Below are 23,445 nucleotides of genomic sequence, written 5' to 3'. Positions count from 1 at the left end.
CGAAGTGGCAGCCCACTGCTCGCCGTGGGCTCGGCACAAACCCGCTACTCAGGGCACCCTTGCTAGACCGATTTCCGGAATTGCGTCACACTGGTGTTGTGAAAATCCGAACCAACGAGGCCGCTGCCGCGCCTGCACTCGACGCGGCCGCGCCTGCTGGCATGTCGGATGGTCACACACGCCGCGCCATCGTGCGGCTGCTGCTGGAATCCGGATCGATCACCGTCAGTGAGATCTGTGACCGGCTGGGCCTGGCGGCCGCCGGCGTGCGCCGTCATCTCGACGCGCTGATCGAAGCGGGCGACGCGGAGTCGGCGGCAGCCGCGGCCTGGCAGCAGGCCGGACGCGGTCGTCCCGCGAAACGCTTCCGGTTGACGTCCGCCGGCCGGGCCAAGCTCGACCACGCCTACGACGACCTGGCGGCCGCGGCCATGCGCCAACTGCGCGAAATCGGCGGCCAGGGCGCGGTGCAGACGTTCGCCCGCAGCCGCATCGACACAATCCTGGCCGGTGTGCGCCCCGCCGACAGCTCCGACGACGTCGACGTCGAGGCGGCCGCCGAACGGGTGGCCGGCGCGCTGACCAAAGCCGGCTACGTCGCCAGCACCACCCGGGTGGGCCCACCGCTGCACGGCGTGCAGATCTGCCAGCACCACTGCCCGGTATCGCATGTCGCCGAGGAGTTCCCGGAGCTGTGCGAAGCTGAGCGGGAAGCCATGGCCGAGGTCCTCGGCACCCACGTCCAGCGGTTGGCGACCATCGTCAACGGCGACTGCGCCTGTACCACCCACGTGCCGCTCGCTCAGCTAGCGAGCAAGGCGGTAAGCAAGACCTAGCACCAAGCCGGCGCCCAGCCCGCGCCAGCACCGTACGAACACCAAAGGAGCGTCCGTATGACTCTCACGCCAGAGGCAACCAAGAGTTCTGTCCCTCCTGCGCCGTTGACGCAGGAGCAGACGATCGCATCGCTGGGCAAGTACGGCTACGGCTGGTCGGACTCCGACGTAGCGGGCGCCAGTGCGCAGCGCGGGCTGTCCGAGGCGGTGGTCCGCGACATCTCCGCGAAGAAGAGCGAGCCCGAGTGGATGCTGGCGACCCGACTCAAGGCGCTGCGGATCTTCGACAAGAAGCCCATGCCGAGCTGGGGCTCCAACCTCGACGGCATTCACTTCGACAACATCAAGTACTTCGTGCGCTCCAGCGAGAAGCAGGCCGCGACCTGGGACGATCTGCCCGCCGACATCAAGAACACCTACGACAGGCTGGGCATCCCGGAGGCGGAGAAGCAGCGGCTGGTCTCCGGTGTCGCCGCGCAGTACGAGTCGGAGGTCGTCTACCACTCCATCCGTGAGGACCTGGAGAAGCTGGGCGTGATCTTCCTGGACACCGACACCGCCCTGAAAGAGCATCCGGAGATCTTCCAGCAGTACTTCGGCACCGTGATTCCGGCCGGGGACAACAAGTTCTCGGCACTGAACACCGCGGTGTGGAGCGGTGGCTCGTTCATCTACGTGCCGCCGGGTGTGCATGTCGATATTCCGCTGCAGGCCTACTTCCGGATCAACACCGAAAACATGGGCCAGTTCGAGCGCACGCTGATCATCGTCGACGAGGGCGCCTACGTGCACTACGTCGAGGGCTGTACCGCACCGATTTACAAGTCCGACTCGTTGCACTCCGCGGTGGTCGAGATCATCGTGAAGCCCGGTGGCCGTTGCCGTTACACGACCATCCAGAACTGGTCGAACAACGTCTACAACCTGGTCACCAAGCGCGCCCGCGCCGAGGCCGGCGCCACCATGGAATGGGTCGACGGCAACATCGGGTCGAAGGTGACCATGAAGTACCCGGCGGTCTGGATGACCGGTGAGTACGCCAAGGGCGAGGTGCTGTCGGTGGCGTTCGCCGGTGCCGGCCAGCACCAGGACACCGGCGCCAAGATGCTGCACCTGGCGCCCAACACGTCGAGCAACATCATCTCCAAGTCGGTGGCACGCGGCGGCGGCCGCGCGTCCTACCGCGGCCTGGTGCAGATCAACAAGGGTGCCCACGGGTCGCGGTCCAGCGTGAAATGTGATGCGCTGCTTGTCGATTCGATCAGCCGCAGCGATACCTACCCATACGTGGACATCCGCGAGGACGACGTCACGATGGGCCACGAGGCCACCGTGTCGAAGGTCAGCGAGGACCAGCTGTTCTACCTGATGAGCCGCGGTATGACCGAGGACGAGGCGATGGCGATGGTCGTGCGCGGCTTCGTCGAGCCGATCGCCAAGGAACTGCCGATGGAGTATGCGCTGGAGCTCAACCGGCTGATCGAGCTTCAGATGGAAGGCGCGGTCGGTTAAGTGACTCAGGATCTAACAGGGGCCGTCGAGGGGATCATCAAGAACAAAGGCGAGCTGTTCAGTTCGTTCGACGTCGACGCCTTCGAGGTTCCGCACGGCCGCGACGAGATCTGGCGGTTCACCCCGCTGCGGCGGTTGCGCGGCCTACACGACGGCTCGGCGCCAGCCACTGGGACCGCCAAGATCACCGTCAGCGAGCAGCCCGGCGTGCAGACCGAAACCGTGCGCCGCGGCGACGAGCGGCTGGGTCAGGGCGGCATACCCACCGACCGTGTTGCGGCCCAGGCATTCTCGTCGTTCAACTCTGCGACGGTGGTGACCGTGGCGCGCGACACCGAGGTCGCCAAGCCCATCGAGATCGCCGTCACCGGGCCCGGCGAGGGCGCGGTCGCCTACGGGCATCTCCAGATCCGCGTCGAAGAACTCGCCCGGGCGATCGTCGTCGTCGACCTGCGCGGCAGCGGGACGTACGCCGACAACCTCGAGATCATCGTCGGCGACTCCGCAGCCCTCGGGGTGATCTGGCTCGCCGACTGGGCCGACGACACGGTCCACGTCAGTGCGCATCACGCACGGCTGGGCAAGGATTCGGTGCTCGGCCATGTCAACGTGACGCTCGGGGGCGACCTGGTCCGGACGTCGACGACGGTGCGGTTCACCGCGCCCGGCGGCGACGCTCAACTGCTCGGCACCTACTTCGCCGACGACGGCCAGCACTTCGAATCCCGGTTACTCGTCGACCACGCGTACCCCAACTGCCGCTCGGACGTGTTGTACAAGGGTGCGCTGCAAGCCGATCCGGACTCGAATCGTCCCGACGCGCACACCGTCTGGGTGGGCGACGTGCTGATCCGCGCGGAGGCGACCGGCACCGATACGTATGAGGCGAACCGCAATCTGGTGCTCACCGACGGTGCCCGCGCCGATTCGGTGCCCAACCTCGAGATCGAGACGGGCGAGATCGTCGGCGCCGGACACGCAAGTGCCACCGGGCGATTCGACGACGAGCAACTGTTCTACCTGCAGGCTCGCGGTATCCCGGAAGTCCAGGCCCGCAGACTGATCGTGCGTGGCTTCTTCGGCGAGATCATCCAGAAGATCGCCGTACCTGCCGTGCGTGACCGGCTCACCGAGGCTATCGAACACGAACTTGAGATGACCGAAGGAATCAAGAACTGATGACCACGCTCGAAATCAAGGACCTACACGTCAGCATCGCGCGCACCAACGAGACCGACCCCGTCGCGATCCTCAAGGGTGTCGATCTCACGGTGAAGTCAGGGGAGACGCACGCGCTGATGGGCCCGAATGGGTCCGGCAAGTCAACCCTGTCCTATGCGATCGCCGGGCATCCGAAGTACGAGGTGACGTCCGGCTCGATCACGCTGGACGGCGAGGACGTGCTGGCGATGAGTGTCGACGAACGCGCCCGCGCCGGCTTGTTCCTCGCCATGCAATACCCGATCGAGGTGCCCGGGGTGTCGATGTCGAACTTCCTGCGCACCGCGGCCACGGCCGTGCGCGGTGAGGCGCCGAAGCTGCGGCATTGGATCAAGGAAGTCAAAGGCGCGATGTCCGATCTCGACATCGATCCAGCGTTCTCCGAACGCAGTGTGAACGAAGGCTTTTCCGGCGGTGAGAAGAAGCGCCACGAGATCCTGCAGCTGTCGCTGCTCAAGCCCAAGATCGCGATCCTCGACGAGACCGACTCCGGGCTGGACGTCGATGCGCTGCGGGTGGTCAGCGAGGGAGTGAACCGCTACGCCGAAACAGAGCACGGCGGGGTCCTGTTGATCACGCACTACACCCGAATCCTGCGCTACATCCAGCCGCAGTTCGTGCACGTGTTCGTCGGCGGTCGCATCGTCGAGGCCGGCGGCCCCGAACTGGCCGACCAACTTGAAGAGCATGGCTACGAGCGCTTTTCCCCCGCAAGCGGATCGGACGCCCACCAGGCGGCGGCCGCGGAGGCCTGACATGACTCGGTCTGATATGGCGTCTACCGCTCTGGATCTCACGGCTATCCGTGCTGATTTCCCCATCCTGAAGCGAGTGATGCGAGGCGGAAATCAGTTGGCGTACCTGGATTCCGGTGCGACGTCGCAGCGGCCGCTACAGGTGCTGGACGCCGAACGAGAATTCCTGTTGACGTCCAACGGCGCCGTGCACCGCGGTGCGCACCAGTTGATGGAAGAAGCTACCGACGCCTACGAGCAGGGCAGGGCCGACATCGCGGCGTTCGTCGGTGCCGACACCGAAGAGCTGGTCTTCACCAAGAATGCCACCGAATCGCTCAACCTGGTGTCGTACGCGCTCGGCGACAAGCGATTCGATCGGGCCGTCGGTGAAGGCGACGTCATCGTCACCACCGAGCTCGAGCACCACGCCAACCTGGTCCCGTGGCAAGAACTAGCCCGGCGGACCGGAGCGACGTTGCGCTGGTACGGCGTGACCGACGACGGACGTATCGACCTGGACTCGTTGCAACTCGACGAGCGCGTCAAAGTTGTTGCGTTCAGCCATCACTCGAACGTGACCGGCGCCGTGGCGCCGGTGGGCGAGCTGGTCGCCCGGGCCAAGGCCGTGGGCGCGCTGACCGTGCTGGACGCCTGCCAGTCCGTGCCGCACGAGCCGGTCGACTTCCACGCCCTCGACGTCGACTTCGGCGCCTTCTCCGGCCACAAGATGTTGGGCCCCAACGGAATCGGGGTGCTCTACGGTCGTCGCGAGTTGCTGGCAGCGCTGCCGCCGTTCCTCACCGGTGGTTCGATGATCGAGACGGTCACGATGGAAGCCACGACGTACGCCGCGCCCCCGCAGCGGTTCGAGGCCGGTACTCCGATGACCTCCCAGGTGGTCGGCTTGGCCGCGGCCGCACGTTATCTGAGCGCCATCGGCATGGATGCCGTCGAAGCCCACGAGCGCGCGTTGGTTGCCGCGGCGATCGAGGGCCTGTCCGGTATCGATGCCGTGCGCATTATCGGGCCGACGTCGATGGAAAACCGGGGCTCGCCAGTCGCATTCGTCGTTGACGGCGTGCACGCGCATGACGTCAGCCAGGTTCTCGACGACGATGCCGTCGCCGTACGGGTCGGGCACCACTGCGCGTTGCCGCTGCACCGCCGCTTCGGTGTGGCTGCCACCGCGCGCGCTTCATTCGCGGTGTACAACACCGCCGACGAGGTCGACCGACTGGTGGCCGGCGTGCGGCGGGCGTTGGAATTCTTTGGGAGAGAATGACCTTGCGTCTAGAGCAGATGTATCAGGAAGTGATCCTCGATCACTATAAGCACCCGCAGCACCGCGGGCTGCGGGAGCCGTTCGGCGCGCAGGTCTATCACGTCAACCCGATCTGCGGCGATGAGATCACGCTGCGGGTGACGCTGTCCGACGACGGCGAGAGCGTCACCGACGTTTCCTACGACGGGCAGGGCTGTTCGATCAGCCAGGCGGCCACCTCGGTGCTCACCCAGCAGGTGATCGGTCAGAGCGTGGGGGAGGCGCTGAAGACCATCACGGCGTTTACCGAAATGGTGTCGTCGCGGGGAACCGTCGAGGGCGATGAGGATGTACTGGGGGACGGAATAGCGTTCGCCGGAGTGGCCAAGTACCCGGCCCGGGTGAAATGCGCCCTGCTGGGTTGGTTGGCTTTCAAAGACGCACTGGCCCAAGCGAGCCATGCCTGCGAGGAGGACCAACGATGAGCGAAACCAGCGCACCCGATGACGAGACACTGTTCGACCTCGAAGAGGCGATGCGTGACGTCGTCGACCCCGAGCTGGGGATCAACGTCGTGGATCTGGGACTGGTCTACGGCCTGAACATCGAACAGGGCGACGACGGAAAGGTCGCGCTGATCGACATGACGCTGACCTCGGCGGCCTGCCCCCTGACCGATGTGATCGAAGACCAGTCGCGCAGCGCTTTGGTCGGCAGCGGCCTGGTCAACGACATTCGGATCAACTGGGTGTGGAACCCGCCGTGGGGCCCGGACAAGATCACCGAGGACGGGCGCGAACAGCTGCGCGCCCTCGGCTTCACCGTCTAACCGGTTGCGGGCCCGCGGTCACCCGCCGTGGCCCGCAGGCTTTTTGCCCATGCATTTGCCGTCGCGGGCGGGTCGCAGGTCGATGGTCGTCGCCTGCAGCGTGCCGCTGCCGTCCTGACTTCCTTGTGCCGTCAGGCATTTGCCTTGCGCGATCGCTTGAGTGTTGGCGCCGGCCTGCTTGGTGTAGCGGGTCTGGTCGGTGACGGTCACCGGTGTCTGCGACGTGGCTCCGCTGGCGTCGGTGCTGGTGACGGTGATGGTGTTACCCGCGACGGACGCGACCGCGCCCTGCACTGGCGCTCGCTTGGCCGGTGCACCGGACGGCGCGGGAGTTGTTGAGCCACCCGGTGCGGCTTCCCTGCCCTGCGGGCATTTGCCGTCGACGGCCGGGCTGACGCGCACGGATCTCGCGGTGAGCGGCTGGCCGGGCGCAGATTCACGAGCGGGCCGCACGGTGACGCAATTGCCCGTGGTGACGTCAGTCAGCGCGGCCGCAGTGACCTCGGTGACCGTCGTCGACGGCGTGAAAGCCACGGCGGCATTGCCCTTTTCCTGCGTGACCGTGGCAGTGTTCCCCGACACCGATGCGATCAGTCCACTGACCCGGGCCTGGCCGGTGGCGGGTGGCGACGTCGACGACGTTGCCGGTGCCGCCGCAGAACTCGTGGTGCTCGGTGCTGTGGTGGGGCCTGAATTGTTCGACGAACCACACGCCGCGACGGAAACCGCGGTGACTCCGGTGAGCGCAAGCATCGCGAATTGGGTAAGCCGAGACGTTTGAGAGCTGGCAGACATCAACGTTTCTCCAATCGTGGGATGTTCCCAACGAACGGGTCTACCGGATGGACCTGTGGCTGACCTGTGCGCATCCAATCCGCATGTCAGAACGCGTCTTCGGAGATGCGCATGATGTCATCGTCGATGGACTCGATCACGCGCCGCACCGCGGTCAGTCTCGGCAGCATGTTCTTGGCGAAGAACGCCGACGTCGCGATCTTGCCCTGATAGAACGCCGCATCGGCCTTGCCGGGATTGCCGGCCAGCGCCGCATGCGCAATCGCGGCCTGCACCAGCAATCGCCAGCCGATCAGCAGGTCGCCGACCGCGAGCAGATATCTGACCGAACCAAGTCCCACTTTGTAAATCTCGGTGGGGTGCTGGGGGGCCGACATCAGGTAACCGGTCAACGCGCCCGTCATCGCCATGACCTCGTCGAGGGCGGTTTGCAGCTGCTGCGCTTGCGCTTTCAGGGCCTCGTCGCAGTTATCGATGGTGTCACTGATCTGAGCTGTCACGAACTGCAGGGCCTGGCCGTGGTCGCGGACGATCTTGCGGAAGAAGAAGTCCAGGGCCTGGATTGCCGTGGTGCCCTCGTACAGGGAATCGATCTTGGAATCGCGGATGTACTGCTCCAGCGGGTAGTCCTGCAGGAAGCCCGAGCCACCCAGCGTCTGCAACGACTCGGTCAGGATTTCGTAAGCCCGTTCGGAGCTCACTCCTTTGACGATGGGTAACAGCAGATCGTCGACACGGTGCGCCATATCGTGATCCGCACCCGAAATATGTTGTGCGAGAGCGTCATCCTGATGTGCCGCGGCGTACATGTAGAGCGCCCGCAGCCCTTCGGCGTAGGCCTTCTGGGTCATCAGGCTGCGGCGCACATCGGGGTGGTGGATGATCGTGACCCGCGGCGCGGTCTTATCGGTCATCTGGGTCAGATCGGCACCCTGCACCCGCTCCTTGGCATAGGCCAGCGCGTTGAGGTAGCCGGTGGACAGCGTGCCGGCGGCCTTGACGCCGATCGTCATGCGCGCGTGCTCGATCACGGTGAACATCTGCGCGATCCCGTTGTGCACGCCGCCGACCAGATAGCCCACCGCGGGCACATCGGTGGCGCCGAACGTCAGCTCACACGTCGGGGAGGACTTGATACCCATTTTGTGTTCCAGCCCCGTGACGTAAACCCCATTGCGCGGACCGAGTTCGAACGTGTCCGGATCGAAGAGGTAGTTGGGCACATAGAACAGGCTCAGCCCCTTGGTACCCGGGCCGGCGCCCTCCGGGCGGGCCAGCACGAGGTGCCAGACGTTATCGGCGGTGTCGCCTACGTCGCCTCCGGAGATGAACCGCTTGACGCCCTCGATGTGCCAGGTGCCGTCGGGTTGTTCGATGGCCTTGCTGCGTCCCGCGCCGACGTCGGAGCCCGCATCGGGTTCGGTGAGCACCATGGTGGCCGCCCAGCCGCGCTCGACGCCCTCTGCCGCCCACTGCCTCTGCTGCTCATCGCCCTCGGCGTAAAGCGCTTGCGCCATAAAAGGACCCAGGCAGAAAAAACTCGCGGACGGATTGGCGCAAAAGAGCATTTCGTTGACCGCCCACGCCAGTGGCGGCGGTGCGGGCATGCCACCGATGCCTTCGGCCAGGCCGAGGCGCCACCACTCGGCGTCCTTGATGGCTTGCACCGTCTTGGCCAACTCGGGCGCCACGCTGATGGTGTGCGTCTCGGGATCGAACACCGGCGGGTTGCGGTCGGCGAACGCGAAGGATTCGGCGACCGGTCCTTCCGCCAGGCGAGCCGCCTCGGACAAGATGGTCCGCACCGTGTCGGCGTCGAGCTCGCTGTACTGCCCAGTGCCGAGAATGGCGCCTACCTCGAGCACTTCGAAGATGTTGAACTCGAGATCGCGGACGTTAGCGATGTAGTGGCCCAAGACATCTCCCTTGACCGGTCCGTTCGGCGACGGATCAACAGCCCTAAGTGTCTCCGAGGGACGAAAGCGTACGCAACCGTAACCTGCATCGCGGTGCAGACCGCTGCACTGGCCAATCGCTGCTGGCGGGAGCAATATAGGGGTGCGCCAATGGTTGACATGCGCGCGGGAACATCGGAGAAACACGCGGCGTTAGGCGAGATGTGACTACACAGGACCTCACTACCGAGCAGTTCAACACGACCATCGAAAACAATGACATCGTGTTGGTCGACTTCTGGGCCTCCTGGTGCGGACCGTGCCGCCAGTTCGGGCCGACTTTTCAGGCATCGTCGGAGAAACACCCCGACATCGTGCACGCGAAGGTCGACACCGAAGCCGAACAACAGCTGGCGGCCGCCGCCCAGATTCGGTCTATCCCGACGCTGATGGCGTTCAAGAAGGGCAAACTGCTGTTCAACCAGCCCGGGGCGCTGCCGCCGGCGGCCCTGGAGGATCTGGTCCAGCAAATCAAAGACTTCGACGTCGATGCGGTTCAGGCAGATCAAGCAGATCAAGCCTGAGGCACGCCGCCGAATAGGTCGGTAGCAACGTCCGCGATACCGTTCACGGGTGAGTTTGGTTCTCGTTGAACACCCGCGGCCCGGCGTCGCGCTGATAACCCTCAATCGGCCCGAGCGGATGAACTCCATGGCTTTCGACGTCATGGTGCCGTTGAAAGAGGCCCTGGAAAAGGTCCGTTACGACAACTCCGTGCGAGTGGTCGTGCTGACCGGGGCGGGTCGAGGGTTCTCCTCGGGCGCGGATCACAAGTCCGCGGGCACAGTGCCGAACGTGGACGGGTTGACCCGGCCGACCTATGCGCTGCGCTCGATGGAGGTTCTCGACGACGTCATCCTGATGCTGCGACGACTCCATCAACCGGTCATCGCCGCGGTCAACGGCGCAGCCATCGGCGGTGGATTGTGCCTGGCGCTGGCCGCCGACATCCGGGTGGCGTCCACCAGTGCCTATTTCCGGGCCGCCGGCATCAACAACGGGCTGACCGCCAGTGAGCTGGGTCTCAGTTACCTACTGCCCCGGGCCATCGGAGGGTCGCGGGCGTTCGAGATCATGCTGACCGGTCGCGACGTCACCGCCGAAGAAGCCGAGCGCATCGGGCTGGTGTCGTGTCAGGTGCCCGAGGGCCAGCTGCTGGACACCTGCTATGCGATCGCCGCGCGGATAGCGGCGTTCTCCCGGCCGGGAGTTGAGTTGACCAAGCGCACACTCTGGAGTGGGCTGGACGCCGGTAGTCTGGAAGGGCATATGCAAGCCGAAGGCTTGGGCCAGCTTTTCGTTCGTCTGCTCACCGACAACTTCGAAGAAGCGGTTGCTGCGCGCGCAGAACGGCGGCCGCCGTCGTTCACCGACGACAAGTAACCAGTGACCCTGTACCGAGGAGAGCGATCGTGATCACGGCTACGGACCTTGAGGTCCGCGCTGGTGCGCGCATCTTGCTCTCACCCGACGGCCCCGATCTGCGGATTCAGCCCGGCGATCGCATCGGGCTGGTCGGGCGCAACGGCGCGGGCAAGACCAGCACCCTGCGCATCCTGGCCGGGGAGAGCGAACCCTATGCCGGATCGGTCACTCGTACCGGCGAAATCGGTTACCTGCCACAGGATCCCAAAGAAGGCGATCTCGACGTGCTCGCCCGCGACCGGGTGTTGTCGGCCCGCGGATTGGACGCGCTGCTCACTGATCTGGAGAAGCAGCAGGCGTTGATGGCCGAAGTCGCCGACGACGATGCGCGCGACCGTGCCATCCGCCGTTACGGCCAACTGGAGGAACGGTTTGTCGCGTTAGGCGGCTACGGTGCCGAAAGCGAAGCCGGGCGGATCTGCGCGAGTCTCGGCTTGCCGGAACGGGTCATGACGCAGCAGCTGCGCACCCTGTCCGGTGGTCAGCGCCGCCGGGTGGAGCTGTCGCGAATTCTGTTCGCCGCCTCCGATACCGGCTCGGGCTCATCGACCACCTTGCTGCTCGACGAGCCGACCAACCACCTCGACGCGGATTCTCTTGGCTGGCTGCGAGATTTCTTGCGGTCCCACAATGGCGGCCTGGTGGTCATCAGCCACAACGTCGAGTTGCTCGGCGACGTCGTCAACCGGGTGTGGTTTATGGACGCCGTGCGCGGCGAAGTCGATGTCTACAACATGGGTTGGCAGAAGTATCTCGACGCCCGGGCCACCGACGAACAGCGCCGTCGCCGGGAACGCACGAATGCCGAACGCAAGGCCACCGCGCTGCGCTCACAGGCGGCCAAACTGGGCGCTAAAGCCACCAAAGCCGTTGCGGCCCAGAACATGTTGCGCCGTGCTGATCGGATGATGGCCGCACTCGACGACGAACGGGTCGCCGACAAGGTGGCCCGGATCAAGTTCCCCACCCCGGCCGCATGCGGGCGTACCCCGCTGGTGGCCAGCGGGCTGAGCAAGTCCTACGGGTCGCTGGAAGTGTTCAGCGGAGTCGATCTGGCCATCGACCGCGGCTCACGGGTGGTCGTGCTCGGACTCAACGGCGCCGGCAAGACCACGATGCTGCGATTGCTGGCCGGCACAGAAGATCCCGACGCCGGAGGGCTGGAGCCCGGGCACGGTTTGCGGATCGGTTATTTCGCGCAGGAGCACGACACCCTCGACAATCACGCGACCGTCTGGGCCAACATCCGGCACGCCGCACCCGAATCCGGCGAACAGGAGCTGCGCGGCCTGCTCGGGGCGTTCATGTTCAGCGGCCCGCAGCTCGACCAACTGGCCGGCACCCTGTCCGGTGGCGAGAAGACGCGGCTCGCGCTGGCCGGTCTGGTGGCATCCACGGCGAACGTACTGCTGCTCGACGAGCCGACCAACAACCTCGATCCCGCGTCGCGGGAACAGGTGCTCGACGCGCTGCGAAGTTATCAAGGAGCGGTGGTGCTGGTGACGCACGACCCCGGCGCCGCCGAAGCCCTGGACCCGCAACGCGTCGTCCTGTTGCCCGACGGCACCGAAGACTATTGGTCCGAGGAATACCGGGACCTGATCGAGCTCGCCTGAGCCAGAGAAGTTGTCGCCGCCGAATTCGGCGAAATTGACCACGCGCTCGGCAGTGGGTTCTTACTCTAAGTGCTTGGATTCGTGTTTCAAGCGTGGAGGGGCCAGTGCGAAAGTCGAAAGAGATGCGCGACGTTTTGCTGTATGAGCTGCGCAATGCCTACGAGGGCGGCGCTAGCATCCGGACGCTCGTTGCCAACACTGGCAGGTCGTACGGGTCGATACACAGCCTGCTGCGCGAGTCGGGGACCACGATGCGCAGCCGGGGCGGCCCCAACCACACGTCTCGCCGCTAGATCTCCCGGGCCGCGGCCCGTTTACGCAGGACCAGAATCGTTGCGGCGCACCGAGTTCTCCACCAGGTCGAGGACGGCGGCCAGCCGCTGCGGGTCTTCGCCGGAAGCCAGCCGGGCCACCAATCCGTCGAGGACCAGTTCCAGGTAGCACTGCAACACGTCGCCGGGCACGTCCTCGCGTACCCGGTGTGCCTCCTTCTGCCGTTGCAGCCGATCATGTGTCGCCGCTGCCAGTTCCGCGGAACGTTCCGACCATCCGCGGCTGAACTCGGGGTCGTTGCGCAGCTTGCGCGCAATCTCCAACCTGGTGGCCAACCAGTCGAACTGCTCGGGCGCGGCGAGCATGTCGCGCATCACCTGGATGAGACCCTCGCGCGACGCAACTTCGGCCATCCGCTCGGCGTCCTCGTGCGCCAGCGCGAAAAACAGTGCATCCTTGTCGCGGAAATGGTGGAAGATCGCACCGCGCGACATCCCGATCGACTGCTCGAGCCGCCGCACCGTGGCTCTGTCATAGCCGTATTTCGCGAAGCAACCACGAGCACCGTCAAGGATCTGGCGGCGGCGAGCCGCCAGATGGTCCTCGCTGACTTTGGGCACGGGTGGCCGACTCAGATCTTCGGGTGTCGACCCGCTGCGCCCGGCCGCGCCGGGCTTGCGATCGCCACTAGCCCGACTTGAGCATGTTGCGCAGCACGTACTGCAGAATGCCGCCGTTGCGGTAGTAGTCGGCTTCACCGGGAGTGTCGATGCGCACTACCGCGTCGAATTCGATATCGTCCGCACCGTCCTTGGCGGCCTTGACGTGCACCGTCTTCGGTGTCTTGCCGTCGTTGAGCGCCTCGATACCGGTGATGTCGAACGTCTCGGTGCCGTCGAGCCCCAACGACCCCGCAGATTCCCCGTCCGGGAACTGCAGCGGGATCACGCCCATGCCGATCAGGTTGGAGCGGTGGATGCGCTCGAAGGACTCGGTGATCACCGCCCGGACTCCCAGCAGCGCCGTGCCCTTGGCCGCCCAGTCGCGCGAGGAGCCGGACCCATATTCTTTACCGCCCAGCACCACCAGCGGAATGTCTTCTGCCGCATAGTTTTGCGCCGCGTCGTAGATGAACGCCTGCGGGGCGTCATCCTGGGTGAAGTCGCGGGTGTACCCACCGGACACGTCGTCGAGCAGCTGGTTGCGCAACCGGATGTTGGCGAATGTGCCACGAATCATCACCTCGTGGTTGCCGCGCCGCGATCCGAACGAGTTGTAGTCCTTGCGCTCGACGCCGTGCTCATCGAGGTACTGTGCCGCCGGGGTGCCCGGCTTGATGCTGCTCGCGGGCGAGATGTGGTCGGTGGTCACCGAATCGCCGAGCAGTGCCAGCACCCGGGCGCCGCTGATGTCACTGACCGGCTCCGGGTCCGCGGACATCCCGTCGAAGTACGGAGGCTTGCGCACGTATGTCGAATCCTCGGCCCACTCAAAGGTATTGCCGCTCGGTGTCGGCAGGTTGCGCCAGCGCTCGTCGCCCTTGAACACGTCGGCGTAGTTCTTGGTGAACATCTCCTGGTTGATCGCCGAGGCGATGGTGTCGGAGACGTCTTTCTGCGACGGCCAGATGTCTTTGAGGAAGACGTCTTTGCCGTCTTTGTCGGTACCCAGCGGCTGCTCGTCGAAGTCGAAGTCCATCGTCCCGGCCAGCGCGTAGGCGATCACCAGCGGTGGCGACGCCAGGTAATTCATCTTCACGTCGGGGTTGATCCGGCCCTCGAAGTTCCGGTTGCCGGACAGCACGGCCGCCACCGAAAGGTCGTTGTCGTTGATCGCCTTTGAGATCTCGTCGGGCAGCGGGCCGGAGTTGCCGATGCAGGTGGTGCAGCCGTAGCCGACCAAGTAGAAGCCAAGCTTCTCCAGGTAGGGCCACAGTCCGGACTTGTTGTAGTAGTCGTTGACGACCTGCGAGCCCGGCGCCATCGTGGTCTTCACCCACGGCTTGGATGCCAGTCCTTTGTCGACGGCGTTGCGGGCCAGCAGGGCCGCGCCCAGCATCACCTCGGGGTTGGAGGTGTTGGTGCACGACGTGATCGCGGCGATCACCACCGCGCCGTGGTCGAGCACGAAGTCGCCGTACTCCTCGGACTTCACCGGCACCGGGTTGCTCACCCGGCCCTTCGAGTGCGCGGCGGCCGACAGCACCGGAGCGCGATCGTCGGCGTGTCCGTTGGCCACTTGGCCCGGGTCGCTGGCCGGGAACGTCTCGTCGAGCTCCTCGTCGAGCTTCGAATACTCCTGCTTGTCGGGGTCGTCGCCGACGTAGCTCGGAATGGTCTTGCGGAACGTGGACTTGGCATCGGACAACGCGATTCGGTCCTGCGGCCGCTTCGGTCCCGCGATCGACGGCACCACGTCGGACAGGTCGAGCTCGAGGTACTCGGAGAACTTCGGCTCGTGTTTCGAGTCGTGCCACAGGCCTTGCTCTTTGGCGTAGGCCTCGACCAGTGCCAGCTGCTCGTCGCTGCGGCCGGTAAACTTCAGATACGAGATGGTTTCATCGTCGATCGGGAAAATCGCTGCGGTGGAACCGAATTCGGGACTCATGTTGCCCAGGGTGGCGCGATTGGCCAGCGGCACCTCGGCCACACCTTCGCCGTAGAACTCGACGAACTTGCCGACCACGCCATGCTTGCGCAGCATCTCGGTGACGGTGAGCACCACGTCGGTGGCCGTGACAGCGGGCTGGATCTGACCGCTCAGCTTGAAGCCGACGACCCGGGGGATCAGCATCGACACCGGCTGGCCCAGCATCGCGGCCTCCGCTTCGATGCCACCCACGCCCCAGCCCAGCACGCCGAGGCCGTTGACCATGGTGGTGTGCGAGTCGGTGCCCACACAGGTGTCCGGGTAGGCCACACCATCGCGTTCCATCACGACGTGCGCCAGGTATTCGATGTTGACCTGATGCACGATGCCGGTCCCCGGCGGCACCACCTTGAAGTCGTCAAACGCGCCCTGCCCCCAGCGCAGGAATTGGTAGCGCTCACCATTGCGCTGGTATTCGATCTCGACGTTGCGCTCGAATGCGTCTGCGGTGCCGAACAGGTCGGCGATGACCGAGTGGTCGATCACCAGGTCGGCCGGTGCCAGTGGGTTGACCTTGTCCGGATTGCCGCCCAGGTCGCCGACGGCCTCGCGCATGGTGGCCAGGTCGACGATGCACGGCACGCCGGTGAAGTCCTGCATCACCACGCGTGCGGGCGTGTACTGAATCTCAATGCTGGGGTCCGCCTTGGGATCCCAGTTCGCGATGGCCTCGATGTGGTCCTTGGTGATATTGCTGCCGTCCTCATTGCGCAGCAGGTTCTCGGCGAGGACCTTGAGGCTGTAGGGGAGTTTCTCGGTATTGGGTACGGCGTCGAGGCGGTAGATCTGGTAACTCTTCTCGCCGACCTTCAGGGTGTCGCGGGCTCCGAACGAGTTCACAGAATCTTTGTTGGTCACATCAACTCCCTGGGATTAAGTTCTGCCGCCGACGGGCCGTGTCGACGGTGCGATGCCAACTTTAACAGTACGCTTGTCCTATAAGAAAGCAGCACGCTAATTTTCAGTCTTGTCGGGTCGGGGCCGGGTGGAAACCCCTTTTTCCGACTGTTCGCGTACGGTGCCTGTAGCACTGGGCCAGGACGAGTCAGGAGGGCACACAGTGACCGGGCAAGCTTCCTTGGTTCAACCCGACTCCACCTTCTTTTTGCATCCGGTGCTGCCCGCCTACATTCCGCAAGATGTCGACATGGCGGCGGTCAAAGCTCAGGTCGCCGTCTCCGGGGTCAGCGCGCCGCCGGAGGCCATGCCGGCCCTGCTCGATGTGGTCAACCAGGCTCATGCCGCGGGTATCAATCTCAAAATCGTGTTGCTCGATCACAATCCGCCGAACGACACACCGCTGCGCGATATCTCCACCGTGGTCGGCGCCGACTACCCGGATGCCACGGTCTTGACGCTCAGCCCGAGCTTCGTCGGCAGCTACAGCACGCATTTCGCGCGTGTCACGCTCGAGGCCGGCGAAGACATCGCCAAAACGGGCAACCCCGTGGTCTCGTCGCAGCACTTTTTGCACGAACTGGAAACCCCCGAATTCCCCTGGACCGGGCTGACCATTTTGCTGCTGATCGGTGTGCTTGCGGCGGCCGTCGGCACCCGGTTCTTGCAGTTGCGCGGTAGGCAATCAGCAACGTCGCCCGATGCTCAACGAACCAGCCTAGAAGAGCCGGCTAAGGGCGTCTAACCACGCATATCCCACTCGGCCGGTTCGGTCGGGCGAAGTCTGACGACGGTCTGCGGCAAATCATGCAGGTCACCGTTCGGTCACATTAAACGCACGTAGAGGGTTGCGATTTGTGACGAGCATTTCCCCGGCGATCAGTGTGACGTACGGTGCAAATGATGCTCGTGTTGTCTTTGGCGCTTATAGAGGAAATTGTGGCTGGCGCCGCCGTCGCCGTTGAGCCCAAGGGGAGCTAAGTCGAATGACACGCACACGCCGGGGTTCATCTGCGCGACCCGCTGCCAGGCTGGTCCGTCCGATCATTACGTCGGTGTTGAGCGTGGCCCTGCTCGTATCCATCCCCGGTCTGGCGCAAGGTGATCCGAACGCCGACGGCCTCGGCGCGCTGATCGCCAATGTCGCCAACGCCAACCAACGCCTGGAAGATCTGAGCGCCGAAATTCAGACGGAGCAAGAGGCCGTCAACAAGGCCCTGGTCGATGTGGAGACCGCGCGGGACAACGTGACCGCCGCCGAGCACGACTTCGAGGTCAGTCAGCAGTCGGTGAAGGACGCCAACACGGCGATCGCTGCGGCCCAACAGCGTTTCAACACCTTCGCGGCGGCCACCTATATGAATGGTCCGTCGAGCAGCTACCTGACTGCGACCAGTCCCGAGGACATCATCGCCACCGAGTCCGCCTCGCGGACCCTGGCGACCAGTTCCCAGACGGTGCTGGACAACCTGCAGCGGGCCCGGACCGAACAGGTGAACAAGGAGTCGGCGGCGCGGCTGGCCAAGCAGAAGGCCGAAAAGGCCGCCGCCGACGCGAAAGCCAGCCAGGATGCCGCGGTCGCTGCGCTCACCACGTCGAAGCAGAAGTTCTCCGACCAGCGTGAGCAGATCACTCGTCTGGCCGCCGAGCGCGACGAGGCCCAGGCCAAACTTCAGCAGGCCCAACTCGCGTCCGCTCATTGGTCGACCGGAAACGGCGGGGCCAATGGCCCGACGTCGGGCGACCGGTGGGATCCGGGAGCACCGGCCGGGGCACCCATCTCCGGGGGCCGCCACTGGGACGGTTGGGACCCCACGCTGCCGATGGTGCCGAGTGCCAATATCCCCGGTGACCCGGTCGCGGTGATCAACCAGGTGCTGGGCATCTCGGCCACCTCGACGCAGGTGACCGCCGGCATGGGGAAGGGCTTCCTGCAGCAACTGGGCATTCTCAAGCCCGACGACACCGGGATCACCAACGCCACACCGGGTGGGCGTATTCCGCGGGTCTATGGACGGCAGGCCTCCGAATACGTGATCCGTCGCGGCATGTCCCAGATCGGCGTGCCCTACTCCTGGGGCGGCGGCAACGCGGCCGGCCCAAGCCACGGGATCGACTCGGGCGCCGGGATCACCGGCTTCGACTGCTCTGGCCTGGTCCTGTACTCGTTCGCCGGGGTGGGCATCAAACTGCCGCACTACTCGGGTTCGCAGTACGGCCTGGGGCGCAAGATCCCGACCTCCCAGATGCGCCGCGGCGACGTCATCTTCTACGGCCCGGGCGGCAGCCAGCACGTGACGATCTACCTCGGTCAAGGCCAGATGCTCGAGGCCCCCGACATCGGTTTGAAGGTTCGCGTCGCGCCCGTGCGCACCAGCGGCATGACCCCTTACGTGATCCGCTACATCGACTACTAACGAGGAGCTATGCGGCACAAGCGTTTTCGGCTGAGCAACCTGGCCTGTGTCACCACTGTGGTGGCCGGGCTGATGTTGTCTGTCGCCGCTCCGGCCAAGGCCGACCCCGGCGGCTGGGATCCGACGCTGCCCGCACAGATCAGTGCCGGCGCTCCCGGTGACCCGCTGGCCGTGGCCAACGCCTCGCTGCAGGCCACCGCGCAGGCCACCCAGACAACGATGGACCTGGGCAAGCAATTTCTGAGCGGGATCGGGATCAACCTCGGCGGCGATCCGCCCGCCGCCGCGGCCTCGCCCAGCAATCCGGGCGCCAAGATTCCGCGGGCCAACGGCCGTCAGGCCATCGAGTACGTGATCCGCCGCATGGGCTCCCAGATGGGTGTGCCGTATTCGTGGGGCGGTGGCTCGCTGCAGGGTCCGAGCAAGGGCATCGATGACGGCGCCAACATCAACGGCTTCGACTGCTCGGGCCTGATGCGGTACGGGTTCGCCGGTGTCGGCGTGCTGATCCCGCGGTTCTCCGGTGACCAGTACAACGCCGGCCGCCACATTCCACCCGACCAAGCCAGGCGTGGCGACCTCATCTTCTACGGCCCCGGCGGCGGGCAGCACGTCACGATGTACCTGGGCAACGGTCAGATGCTGGAGGCGTCCGGAAGTGCGAGCAAGGTGACCGTGAGCCCGGTGCGCAAGCCCGGCATGACGCCGTTCCTGACTAGGATCATCGAGTACTGACCCAGGTGTGCTGCCCGGATCGCCGCCGGACCTGGCGGGTTTGATTTGCTCGTTAGCGAAGCGCGGCGTCGACGGAATCCCAGCGGCCTGGAATAGTTGGACACGGGCACGCCGCTGCCCCACGACATTCGTCGTGATGGCAGTTGTATCCGATTGAGCTGTGGAGGGTTTGTTAATGACAGCAGCAGGTGGGCCGCCCCCGGGCGCCAGCGGTTATTCGGGGCCGAGTGGGCAATCTGGCCCCGGAGCCCATTCGGCGCCTTCGGGTGGCGCCGACGGATTGGCTGCCGAGGTACACACCCTGGAACGGGCCATCTTCGAGGTCAAGCGGATCATCGTGGGCCAGGACCAGCTCGTGGAGCGGATGCTCGTCGGCCTGCTGTCCAAGGGACACGTGCTGCTCGAAGGCGTTCCAGGCGTCGCCAAGACGCTGGCCGTCGAGACCTTCGCGAAGGTGGTCGGCGGGACGTTCTCGCGTATCCAGTTCACCCCCGACCTGGTGCCCACCGACATCATCGGTACCCGGATCTATCGTCAGGGCAAGGAGGAGTTCGACACCGAGCTCGGCCCGGTGGTGGCCAACTTCCTGCTGGCCGACGAGATCAACCGGGCACCGGCCAAGGTGCAGTCCGCGCTGCTGGAAGTGATGGCAGAACGTCAGGTGTCGATCGGTGGCAAGAGATACCCGCTGCCCAACCCGTTCCTGGTGATGGCGACGCAGAACCCGATCGAGCACGAGGGCGTCTACCAGCTGCCCGAGGCACAGCGGGACCGCTTCCTGTTCAAGATCAACGTCGGATACCCGACGCCCGAAGAAGAGCGCGAGATCATCTACCGGATGGGCGTCACGCCACCGCAGCCCAAGCAGATCCTGGCCCCGGGCGACCTGGTGCGGCTGCAGGGCCTCGCGGCCAACAGCTTCGTCCACCACGCGCTCGTCGACTATGTGGTGCGCGTCGTCTTCGCGACCCGCACACCCGAGCAGCTCGGGATGAACGACGTCAAGAGCTGGATCGCGTTCGGCGCATCGCCGCGCGCCTCGCTGGGCATCATTGCCGCTGCGCGTTCGCTGGCGCTGGTGCGGGGCCGCGACTACGTGATCCCGCAGGACGTCGTCGAGGTCATTCCCGACGTGCTGCGGCACCGGTTGGTGCTCACCTATGACGCGCTCGCCGACGAGATCTCGCCGGAGATCGTCATCAACCGAGTCCTGCAGACGGTTTCCCTGCCTCAGGTGAATGCTGTGCCCCAGCAAGGCCATTCGGTGCCTCCGGTGATGCAGGCCGCGGCGGCTAGCGGTCGGTGACCGATTCCAAAACGCCGGCGGTCGTCCATCCGCCGTCGATGCTGCGTGGTGAGATCGACGACCCGAAGCTGACGGCGGCGCTGCGCACGCTCGAACTCACCGTCAAGCGCAAGCTGGACGGTGTCCTGCACGGCGACCACCTCGGCCTGATCCCGGGGCCGGGTTCGGAGCCGGGGGAGTCGCGCCTCTATCAGCCCGGCGACGACGTCCGCCGGATGGACTGGGCAGTCACCGCGCGTACCACCCACCCGCATGTCCGCCAGATGATCGCCGACCGCGAACTGGAGACCTGGCTAGTGGTCGACGTGTCGGCCAGCCTGGACTTCGGCACCGCCTTCTGTGAGAAACGCGACCTGGCGGTTGCCGCCGCGGCGGCCATCACCTACCTCAACAGCGGTGGCGGCAACCGGCTCGGCGCCCTGATTGCGAACGGCGCCACGATGACCCGAGTGCCGGCGCGCTCCGGACGTCAGCACCAACAGACGCTGTTGCGCACCATCGCGACCATGCCCAAGGCGCCGGTCGGGGTGCGCGGTGACCTGGCGGTTGCCATCGACGCGCTGCGCCGGCCCGAACGCCGCCGTGGGATGGCGGTGATCATCAGCGATTTCCTCGGCCCGATCAACTGGATGCGACCGCTGCGGGCCGTCGCGGCCCGCCACGAGGTGCTGGCGATCGAAGTGCTGGATCCGCGCGACGTCGAACTGCCCGATATCGGTGATGTCGTCCTGCAGGACGCCGAATCCGGGGCCACCCGCGAGTTCACCATCGATGCGCAGCTGCGTGACGATTTCGCCAAGGCGGCCGCGGCCCACCGCGCCGATGTGGCGCGCACGATTCGCGGTTGCGGGGCACCGGTGATGGCTCTGCGCACCGACCGGGACTGGATCGGCGACATCGTCCGCTTCGTCGCCTCCCGCCGCCGCGGCGCGCTGGACGGGCGCACTTGACACCGGCGGGCACCTACCTAGTGACGGACCTGATATGACGCTGCCGTTGCTCGGCGCGATGTCTTTGTCCGGCTTCGCTCACGCGTGGTTCTTCCTTTTCCTCCTCGTCGTCGTCGGGTTGGCCGCGCTCTACGTCGTGATGCAATTGGCCCGCCAGCAGCGCATGCTGCGGTTCGCCAACATGGAGCTGCTGGAAAGCGTGGCCCCCAAACGGCCCGCCAAATTCCGGCATCTGCCGGCGATCCTGCTGGTGGCGTCGCTGGTCCTGTTCACCATCGCGATGGCGGGGCCGACCAACGACGTCCGGATTCCCCGCAACCGCGCGGTGGTGATGCTGGTGATCGACGTGTCGCAGTCGATGCGTGCCACCGATGTCGAACCCAACCGGATGGCTGCCGCGCAGGAGGCGGGGAAGCAGTTCGCCGACGAGCTCACCCCGGGCATCAACCTTGGGCTGATCGCCTACGCGGGCACCGCGACCGTGCTGGTCTCGCCGACGACCAACCGCGACGCGACCAAGGTCGCGCTGGACAAGCTCCAGTTCGCCGACCGCACTGCCACCGGGGAGGGGATCTTCACCGCGCTGCAGGCCATCGCCACGGTCGGCGCGGTGATCGGCGGCGGCGACACCCCGCCGCCGGCACGCATCGTGTTGTTCTCCGACGGCAAGGAGACGATGCCGACGAACCCGGACAACCCCAAGGGCGCCTTCACCGCCGCACGCACCGCCAAAGACCAGGGCGTGCCGATCTCGACGATCTCGTTCGGCACCCCGTACGGCTTCGTCGAGATCAACGACCAGCGTCAGCCGGTGCCCGTCGACGACGAGACACTCCGAAAGGTCGCCCAGCTCTCGGGCGGAAATTCTTACAACGCCGCGACCCTGCAGGAGCTCAAGGCCGTCTACTCGTCGCTGCAGCAGCAGATCGGCTACGAGACGATCAAAGGCGACGCCAGCGTCGGCTGGCTGCGGTTGGGCGCGCTGGTGTTGGCGCTGGCAGCGCTGGGGGCGTTGCTGATCAACCGACGGTTGCCGACCTAGTTTTTGCTGTCCGCCCGCGAGCCTCACCCTCGGCGCGCGCGAGCCTAACCTGGCGCGCGCGTGCCTAACCCTCGGCGCGAGCCTCACCCTCGGCGCGCGCGAGCCTAACCTGGCTGCGAAATCCGGCTGGCCTTTTCGCATTGGCGTTAGGCTCGCGAGGCCCGTGCTTCCCGGACTCGATGGATGATGTCCTCGCGGTGGTCCTCGGCAACGACCCGGACCACGATCCATCCGTACTGATGCGCCAGTTTTTCGTGCCGGCGGATGTCCTTCCGGTAGTGGTAACGACTGTTCGCATGGTGTTCGCCGTCATACTCGACCGCAACCTTGATGTCCTCCCAGCCCATATCCAAATACGCCTCCGCCCAACCCCATTCGTTTCGCACGGCAATCTGCGTCTGCGGACGGGAGAACCCTGCGCGGATCAATAACAGGCGCAGCCAGGTCTCCTTCGGCGATTGCGCACCACCGTCGACAAAGTCGAGGGCGGTTCGGGCGGCTTTGATGCCACGGCGCCCGCGATAACGCTCGACCAATTGCTCGACGTCCGCCATTTTTAGATCGGTTGCCTGAACGAGGGCATCGACCGCGGCGACGGCAGCATCTAACGGGAAACGGCTCACCAGGTCGAGTGCCGTTCGCTTCGGTGAAGTCACGCGCATGCCGTCGACGACGCAGACTTCATCGGACGAGATGCGGTCTTCCCAGATCTGCACCCTGGGCTCGCGGCGGGCGTTGGTGTCGATGATCGCGGCGGGAAGACTCGCGCTGATCCACTTGGCGCCGTGCAGCGCGGAAGCCGAGTAGCCGGCCAGGACGCCGCGGCGGCGCGAGCGTAGCCACAGGGCTTTGGCACGCAATTGCGCGGTCAACTCCACATCGCGTGGCACATAGACGTCTTTGTGCAGTGCCACGTAGCGGCTGCGCAACTGATAGGGCGTCAGCCCACCCACAGATAGGGCCTCGCTGCCGAGAAAAGGGTCTGTCAT

22 protein-coding genes and 1 pseudogene are annotated in these 23,445 nt (G+C 65.4%); 18 read left to right on the top strand and 5 right to left on the bottom strand.

Features of this window, described 5'->3' with window-relative positions; all coding sequences use genetic code 11:
• The first annotated feature begins 59 nt into the window (after positions 1-59).
• From ACTXG5_RS21700 to ACTXG5_RS21670, 7 genes and pseudogenes are all read left to right on the top strand, one after another.
• Positions 60-836 (top strand): helix-turn-helix transcriptional regulator, encoded by a 777-nt coding sequence (locus tag ACTXG5_RS21700; protein ID WP_445160751.1) that lies wholly within the window; start codon positions 60-62, stop codon positions 834-836.
• A gap of 57 nt (positions 837-893) precedes the next feature.
• Entirely contained in the window at positions 894-2,348 is a 1,455-nt protein-coding gene (sufB, locus tag ACTXG5_RS21695; protein WP_445160750.1) for a Fe-S cluster assembly protein SufB, read from the top strand.
• Positions 2,349-3,527 carry a Fe-S cluster assembly protein SufD gene (gene sufD / locus ACTXG5_RS21690; protein WP_445160749.1) on the top strand — a complete coding sequence of 393 codons (1,179 nt, stop codon included), beginning with the start codon at positions 2,349-2,351 and terminating at the stop codon, positions 3,525-3,527.
• A complete protein-coding gene (gene sufC, locus ACTXG5_RS21685) occupies positions 3,527-4,324 on the top strand; it encodes a Fe-S cluster assembly ATPase SufC (RefSeq protein WP_445160748.1) in 798 nt (265 codons plus the stop codon). The genes sufD and sufC overlap by 1 nt, the downstream gene beginning before the upstream one ends.
• Positions 4,325-4,340: 16 nt before the next feature.
• Complete coding sequence (locus ACTXG5_RS21680; RefSeq protein ID WP_445164534.1) at positions 4,341-5,588, top strand: cysteine desulfurase; 1,248 nt, start codon at positions 4,341-4,343, stop codon at positions 5,586-5,588.
• Positions 5,585-6,074 (top strand): annotated as a pseudogene (gene sufU / locus ACTXG5_RS21675) (Fe-S cluster assembly sulfur transfer protein SufU). Before ACTXG5_RS21680 ends, sufU begins: the two are co-directional and overlap by 4 nt.
• Entirely contained in the window at positions 6,049-6,396 is a 348-nt protein-coding gene (locus ACTXG5_RS21670) for a metal-sulfur cluster assembly factor (RefSeq protein WP_445160747.1), read from the top strand. The pseudogene sufU and the gene ACTXG5_RS21670 overlap by 26 nt, the downstream one beginning before the upstream one ends.
• 18 nt (positions 6,397-6,414) lie before the next feature.
• On the opposite strand, the gene ACTXG5_RS21665 is transcribed toward ACTXG5_RS21670, so the two are convergent.
• Positions 6,415-6,930: a DUF5666 domain-containing protein gene (locus tag ACTXG5_RS21665; RefSeq protein ID WP_445160746.1), complete on the bottom strand. Its 516-nt coding sequence runs from the start codon at positions 6,928-6,930 to the stop codon at positions 6,415-6,417.
• A gap of 22 nt (positions 6,931-6,952) precedes the next feature.
• Between ACTXG5_RS21665 and ACTXG5_RS21660 the strand changes: the two genes are divergently transcribed.
• The gene (locus ACTXG5_RS21660) at positions 6,953-7,177 is read left to right on the top strand and encodes a hypothetical protein (RefSeq protein WP_445160745.1); all 225 of its coding nucleotides are present in this window, start codon (positions 6,953-6,955) and stop codon (positions 7,175-7,177) included.
• Between the two features lie 100 nt (positions 7,178-7,277).
• Here the strand turns inward: ACTXG5_RS21660 and ACTXG5_RS21655 are convergent, their stop codons facing one another.
• A complete protein-coding gene (locus tag ACTXG5_RS21655; protein WP_445160744.1) occupies positions 7,278-9,107 on the bottom strand; it encodes an acyl-CoA dehydrogenase in 1,830 nt (609 codons plus the stop codon).
• Between the two features lie 203 nt (positions 9,108-9,310).
• Between ACTXG5_RS21655 and trxA the strand changes: the two genes are divergently transcribed.
• The 4 genes from trxA to ACTXG5_RS21635 all read left to right on the top strand — a co-directional run bounded on the left by trxA (position 9,311) and on the right by ACTXG5_RS21635 (position 12,480).
• On the top strand, positions 9,311-9,670 hold the full coding sequence (gene trxA / locus ACTXG5_RS21650) for a thioredoxin (protein WP_445160743.1): 360 nt from the start codon (positions 9,311-9,313) through the stop codon (positions 9,668-9,670).
• Between the two features lie 49 nt (positions 9,671-9,719).
• Positions 9,720-10,529 (top strand): enoyl-CoA hydratase, encoded by an 810-nt coding sequence (locus tag ACTXG5_RS21645; protein ID WP_445160742.1) that lies wholly within the window; start codon positions 9,720-9,722, stop codon positions 10,527-10,529.
• A 29-nt stretch (positions 10,530-10,558) separates the two neighbouring features.
• Complete coding sequence (locus ACTXG5_RS21640) at positions 10,559-12,187, top strand: ABC-F family ATP-binding cassette domain-containing protein (RefSeq protein ID WP_445160741.1); 1,629 nt, start codon at positions 10,559-10,561, stop codon at positions 12,185-12,187.
• Between the two features lie 104 nt (positions 12,188-12,291).
• Positions 12,292-12,480, top strand: a complete 189-nt coding sequence (locus ACTXG5_RS21635) for a helix-turn-helix domain-containing protein (RefSeq protein WP_445160740.1) — start codon at positions 12,292-12,294, stop codon at positions 12,478-12,480.
• 21 nt (positions 12,481-12,501) lie between these two features.
• Here the strand turns inward: ACTXG5_RS21635 and ACTXG5_RS21630 are convergent, their stop codons facing one another.
• Both ACTXG5_RS21630 and ACTXG5_RS21625 read right to left on the bottom strand, forming a co-directional pair.
• Entirely contained in the window at positions 12,502-13,080 is a 579-nt protein-coding gene (locus ACTXG5_RS21630; RefSeq protein ID WP_445160739.1) for a TetR/AcrR family transcriptional regulator, read from the bottom strand.
• Positions 13,081-13,147: 67 nt separating this feature from the next.
• Positions 13,148-15,967, bottom strand: coding sequence for an aconitate hydratase (locus tag ACTXG5_RS21625; RefSeq protein WP_445160738.1), 2,820 nt, complete (start codon positions 15,965-15,967; stop codon positions 13,148-13,150).
• A gap of 247 nt (positions 15,968-16,214) precedes the next feature.
• Between ACTXG5_RS21625 and ACTXG5_RS21620 the strand changes: the two genes are divergently transcribed.
• The 6 genes from ACTXG5_RS21620 (at position 16,215) to ACTXG5_RS21595 (ending at position 22,456) form a co-directional block, all read left to right on the top strand.
• On the top strand, positions 16,215-16,751 hold the full coding sequence (locus ACTXG5_RS21620) for an Rv1476 family membrane protein (protein ID WP_445164533.1): 537 nt from the start codon (positions 16,215-16,217) through the stop codon (positions 16,749-16,751).
• Between the two features lie 241 nt (positions 16,752-16,992).
• Positions 16,993-18,423 carry an NlpC/P60 family peptidoglycan endopeptidase RipA gene (ripA, locus tag ACTXG5_RS21615; RefSeq protein ID WP_445160737.1) on the top strand — a complete coding sequence of 477 codons (1,431 nt, stop codon included), beginning with the start codon at positions 16,993-16,995 and terminating at the stop codon, positions 18,421-18,423.
• A 9-nt stretch (positions 18,424-18,432) separates the two neighbouring features.
• Complete coding sequence (ripB, locus tag ACTXG5_RS21610; RefSeq protein WP_445160736.1) at positions 18,433-19,158, top strand: NlpC/P60 family peptidoglycan endopeptidase RipB; 726 nt, start codon at positions 18,433-18,435, stop codon at positions 19,156-19,158.
• A gap of 175 nt (positions 19,159-19,333) precedes the next feature.
• Positions 19,334-20,464: a chaperone MoxR1 gene (gene moxR1 / locus ACTXG5_RS21605; RefSeq protein WP_445160735.1), complete on the top strand. Its 1,131-nt coding sequence runs from the start codon at positions 19,334-19,336 to the stop codon at positions 20,462-20,464.
• Complete coding sequence (locus ACTXG5_RS21600) at positions 20,461-21,414, top strand: DUF58 domain-containing protein (RefSeq protein WP_445160734.1); 954 nt, start codon at positions 20,461-20,463, stop codon at positions 21,412-21,414. The genes moxR1 and ACTXG5_RS21600 overlap by 4 nt, the downstream gene beginning before the upstream one ends.
• 34 nt (positions 21,415-21,448) lie before the next feature.
• A complete protein-coding gene (locus tag ACTXG5_RS21595; RefSeq protein ID WP_445160733.1) occupies positions 21,449-22,456 on the top strand; it encodes a VWA domain-containing protein in 1,008 nt (335 codons plus the stop codon).
• Positions 22,457-22,602: 146 nt separating this feature from the next.
• On the opposite strand, the gene ACTXG5_RS21590 is transcribed toward ACTXG5_RS21595, so the two are convergent.
• Positions 22,603-23,445 carry a hypothetical protein gene (locus ACTXG5_RS21590; protein WP_445164532.1) on the bottom strand — a complete coding sequence of 281 codons (843 nt, stop codon included), beginning with the start codon at positions 23,443-23,445 and terminating at the stop codon, positions 22,603-22,605.

The sequence above is a fragment of the Mycobacterium sp. Dal123C01 genome (genome assembly GCF_052566995.1).
Note: the sequence above shows the minus strand (reverse complement) of the source record. Positions and strands in the feature narration are given on the sequence as shown.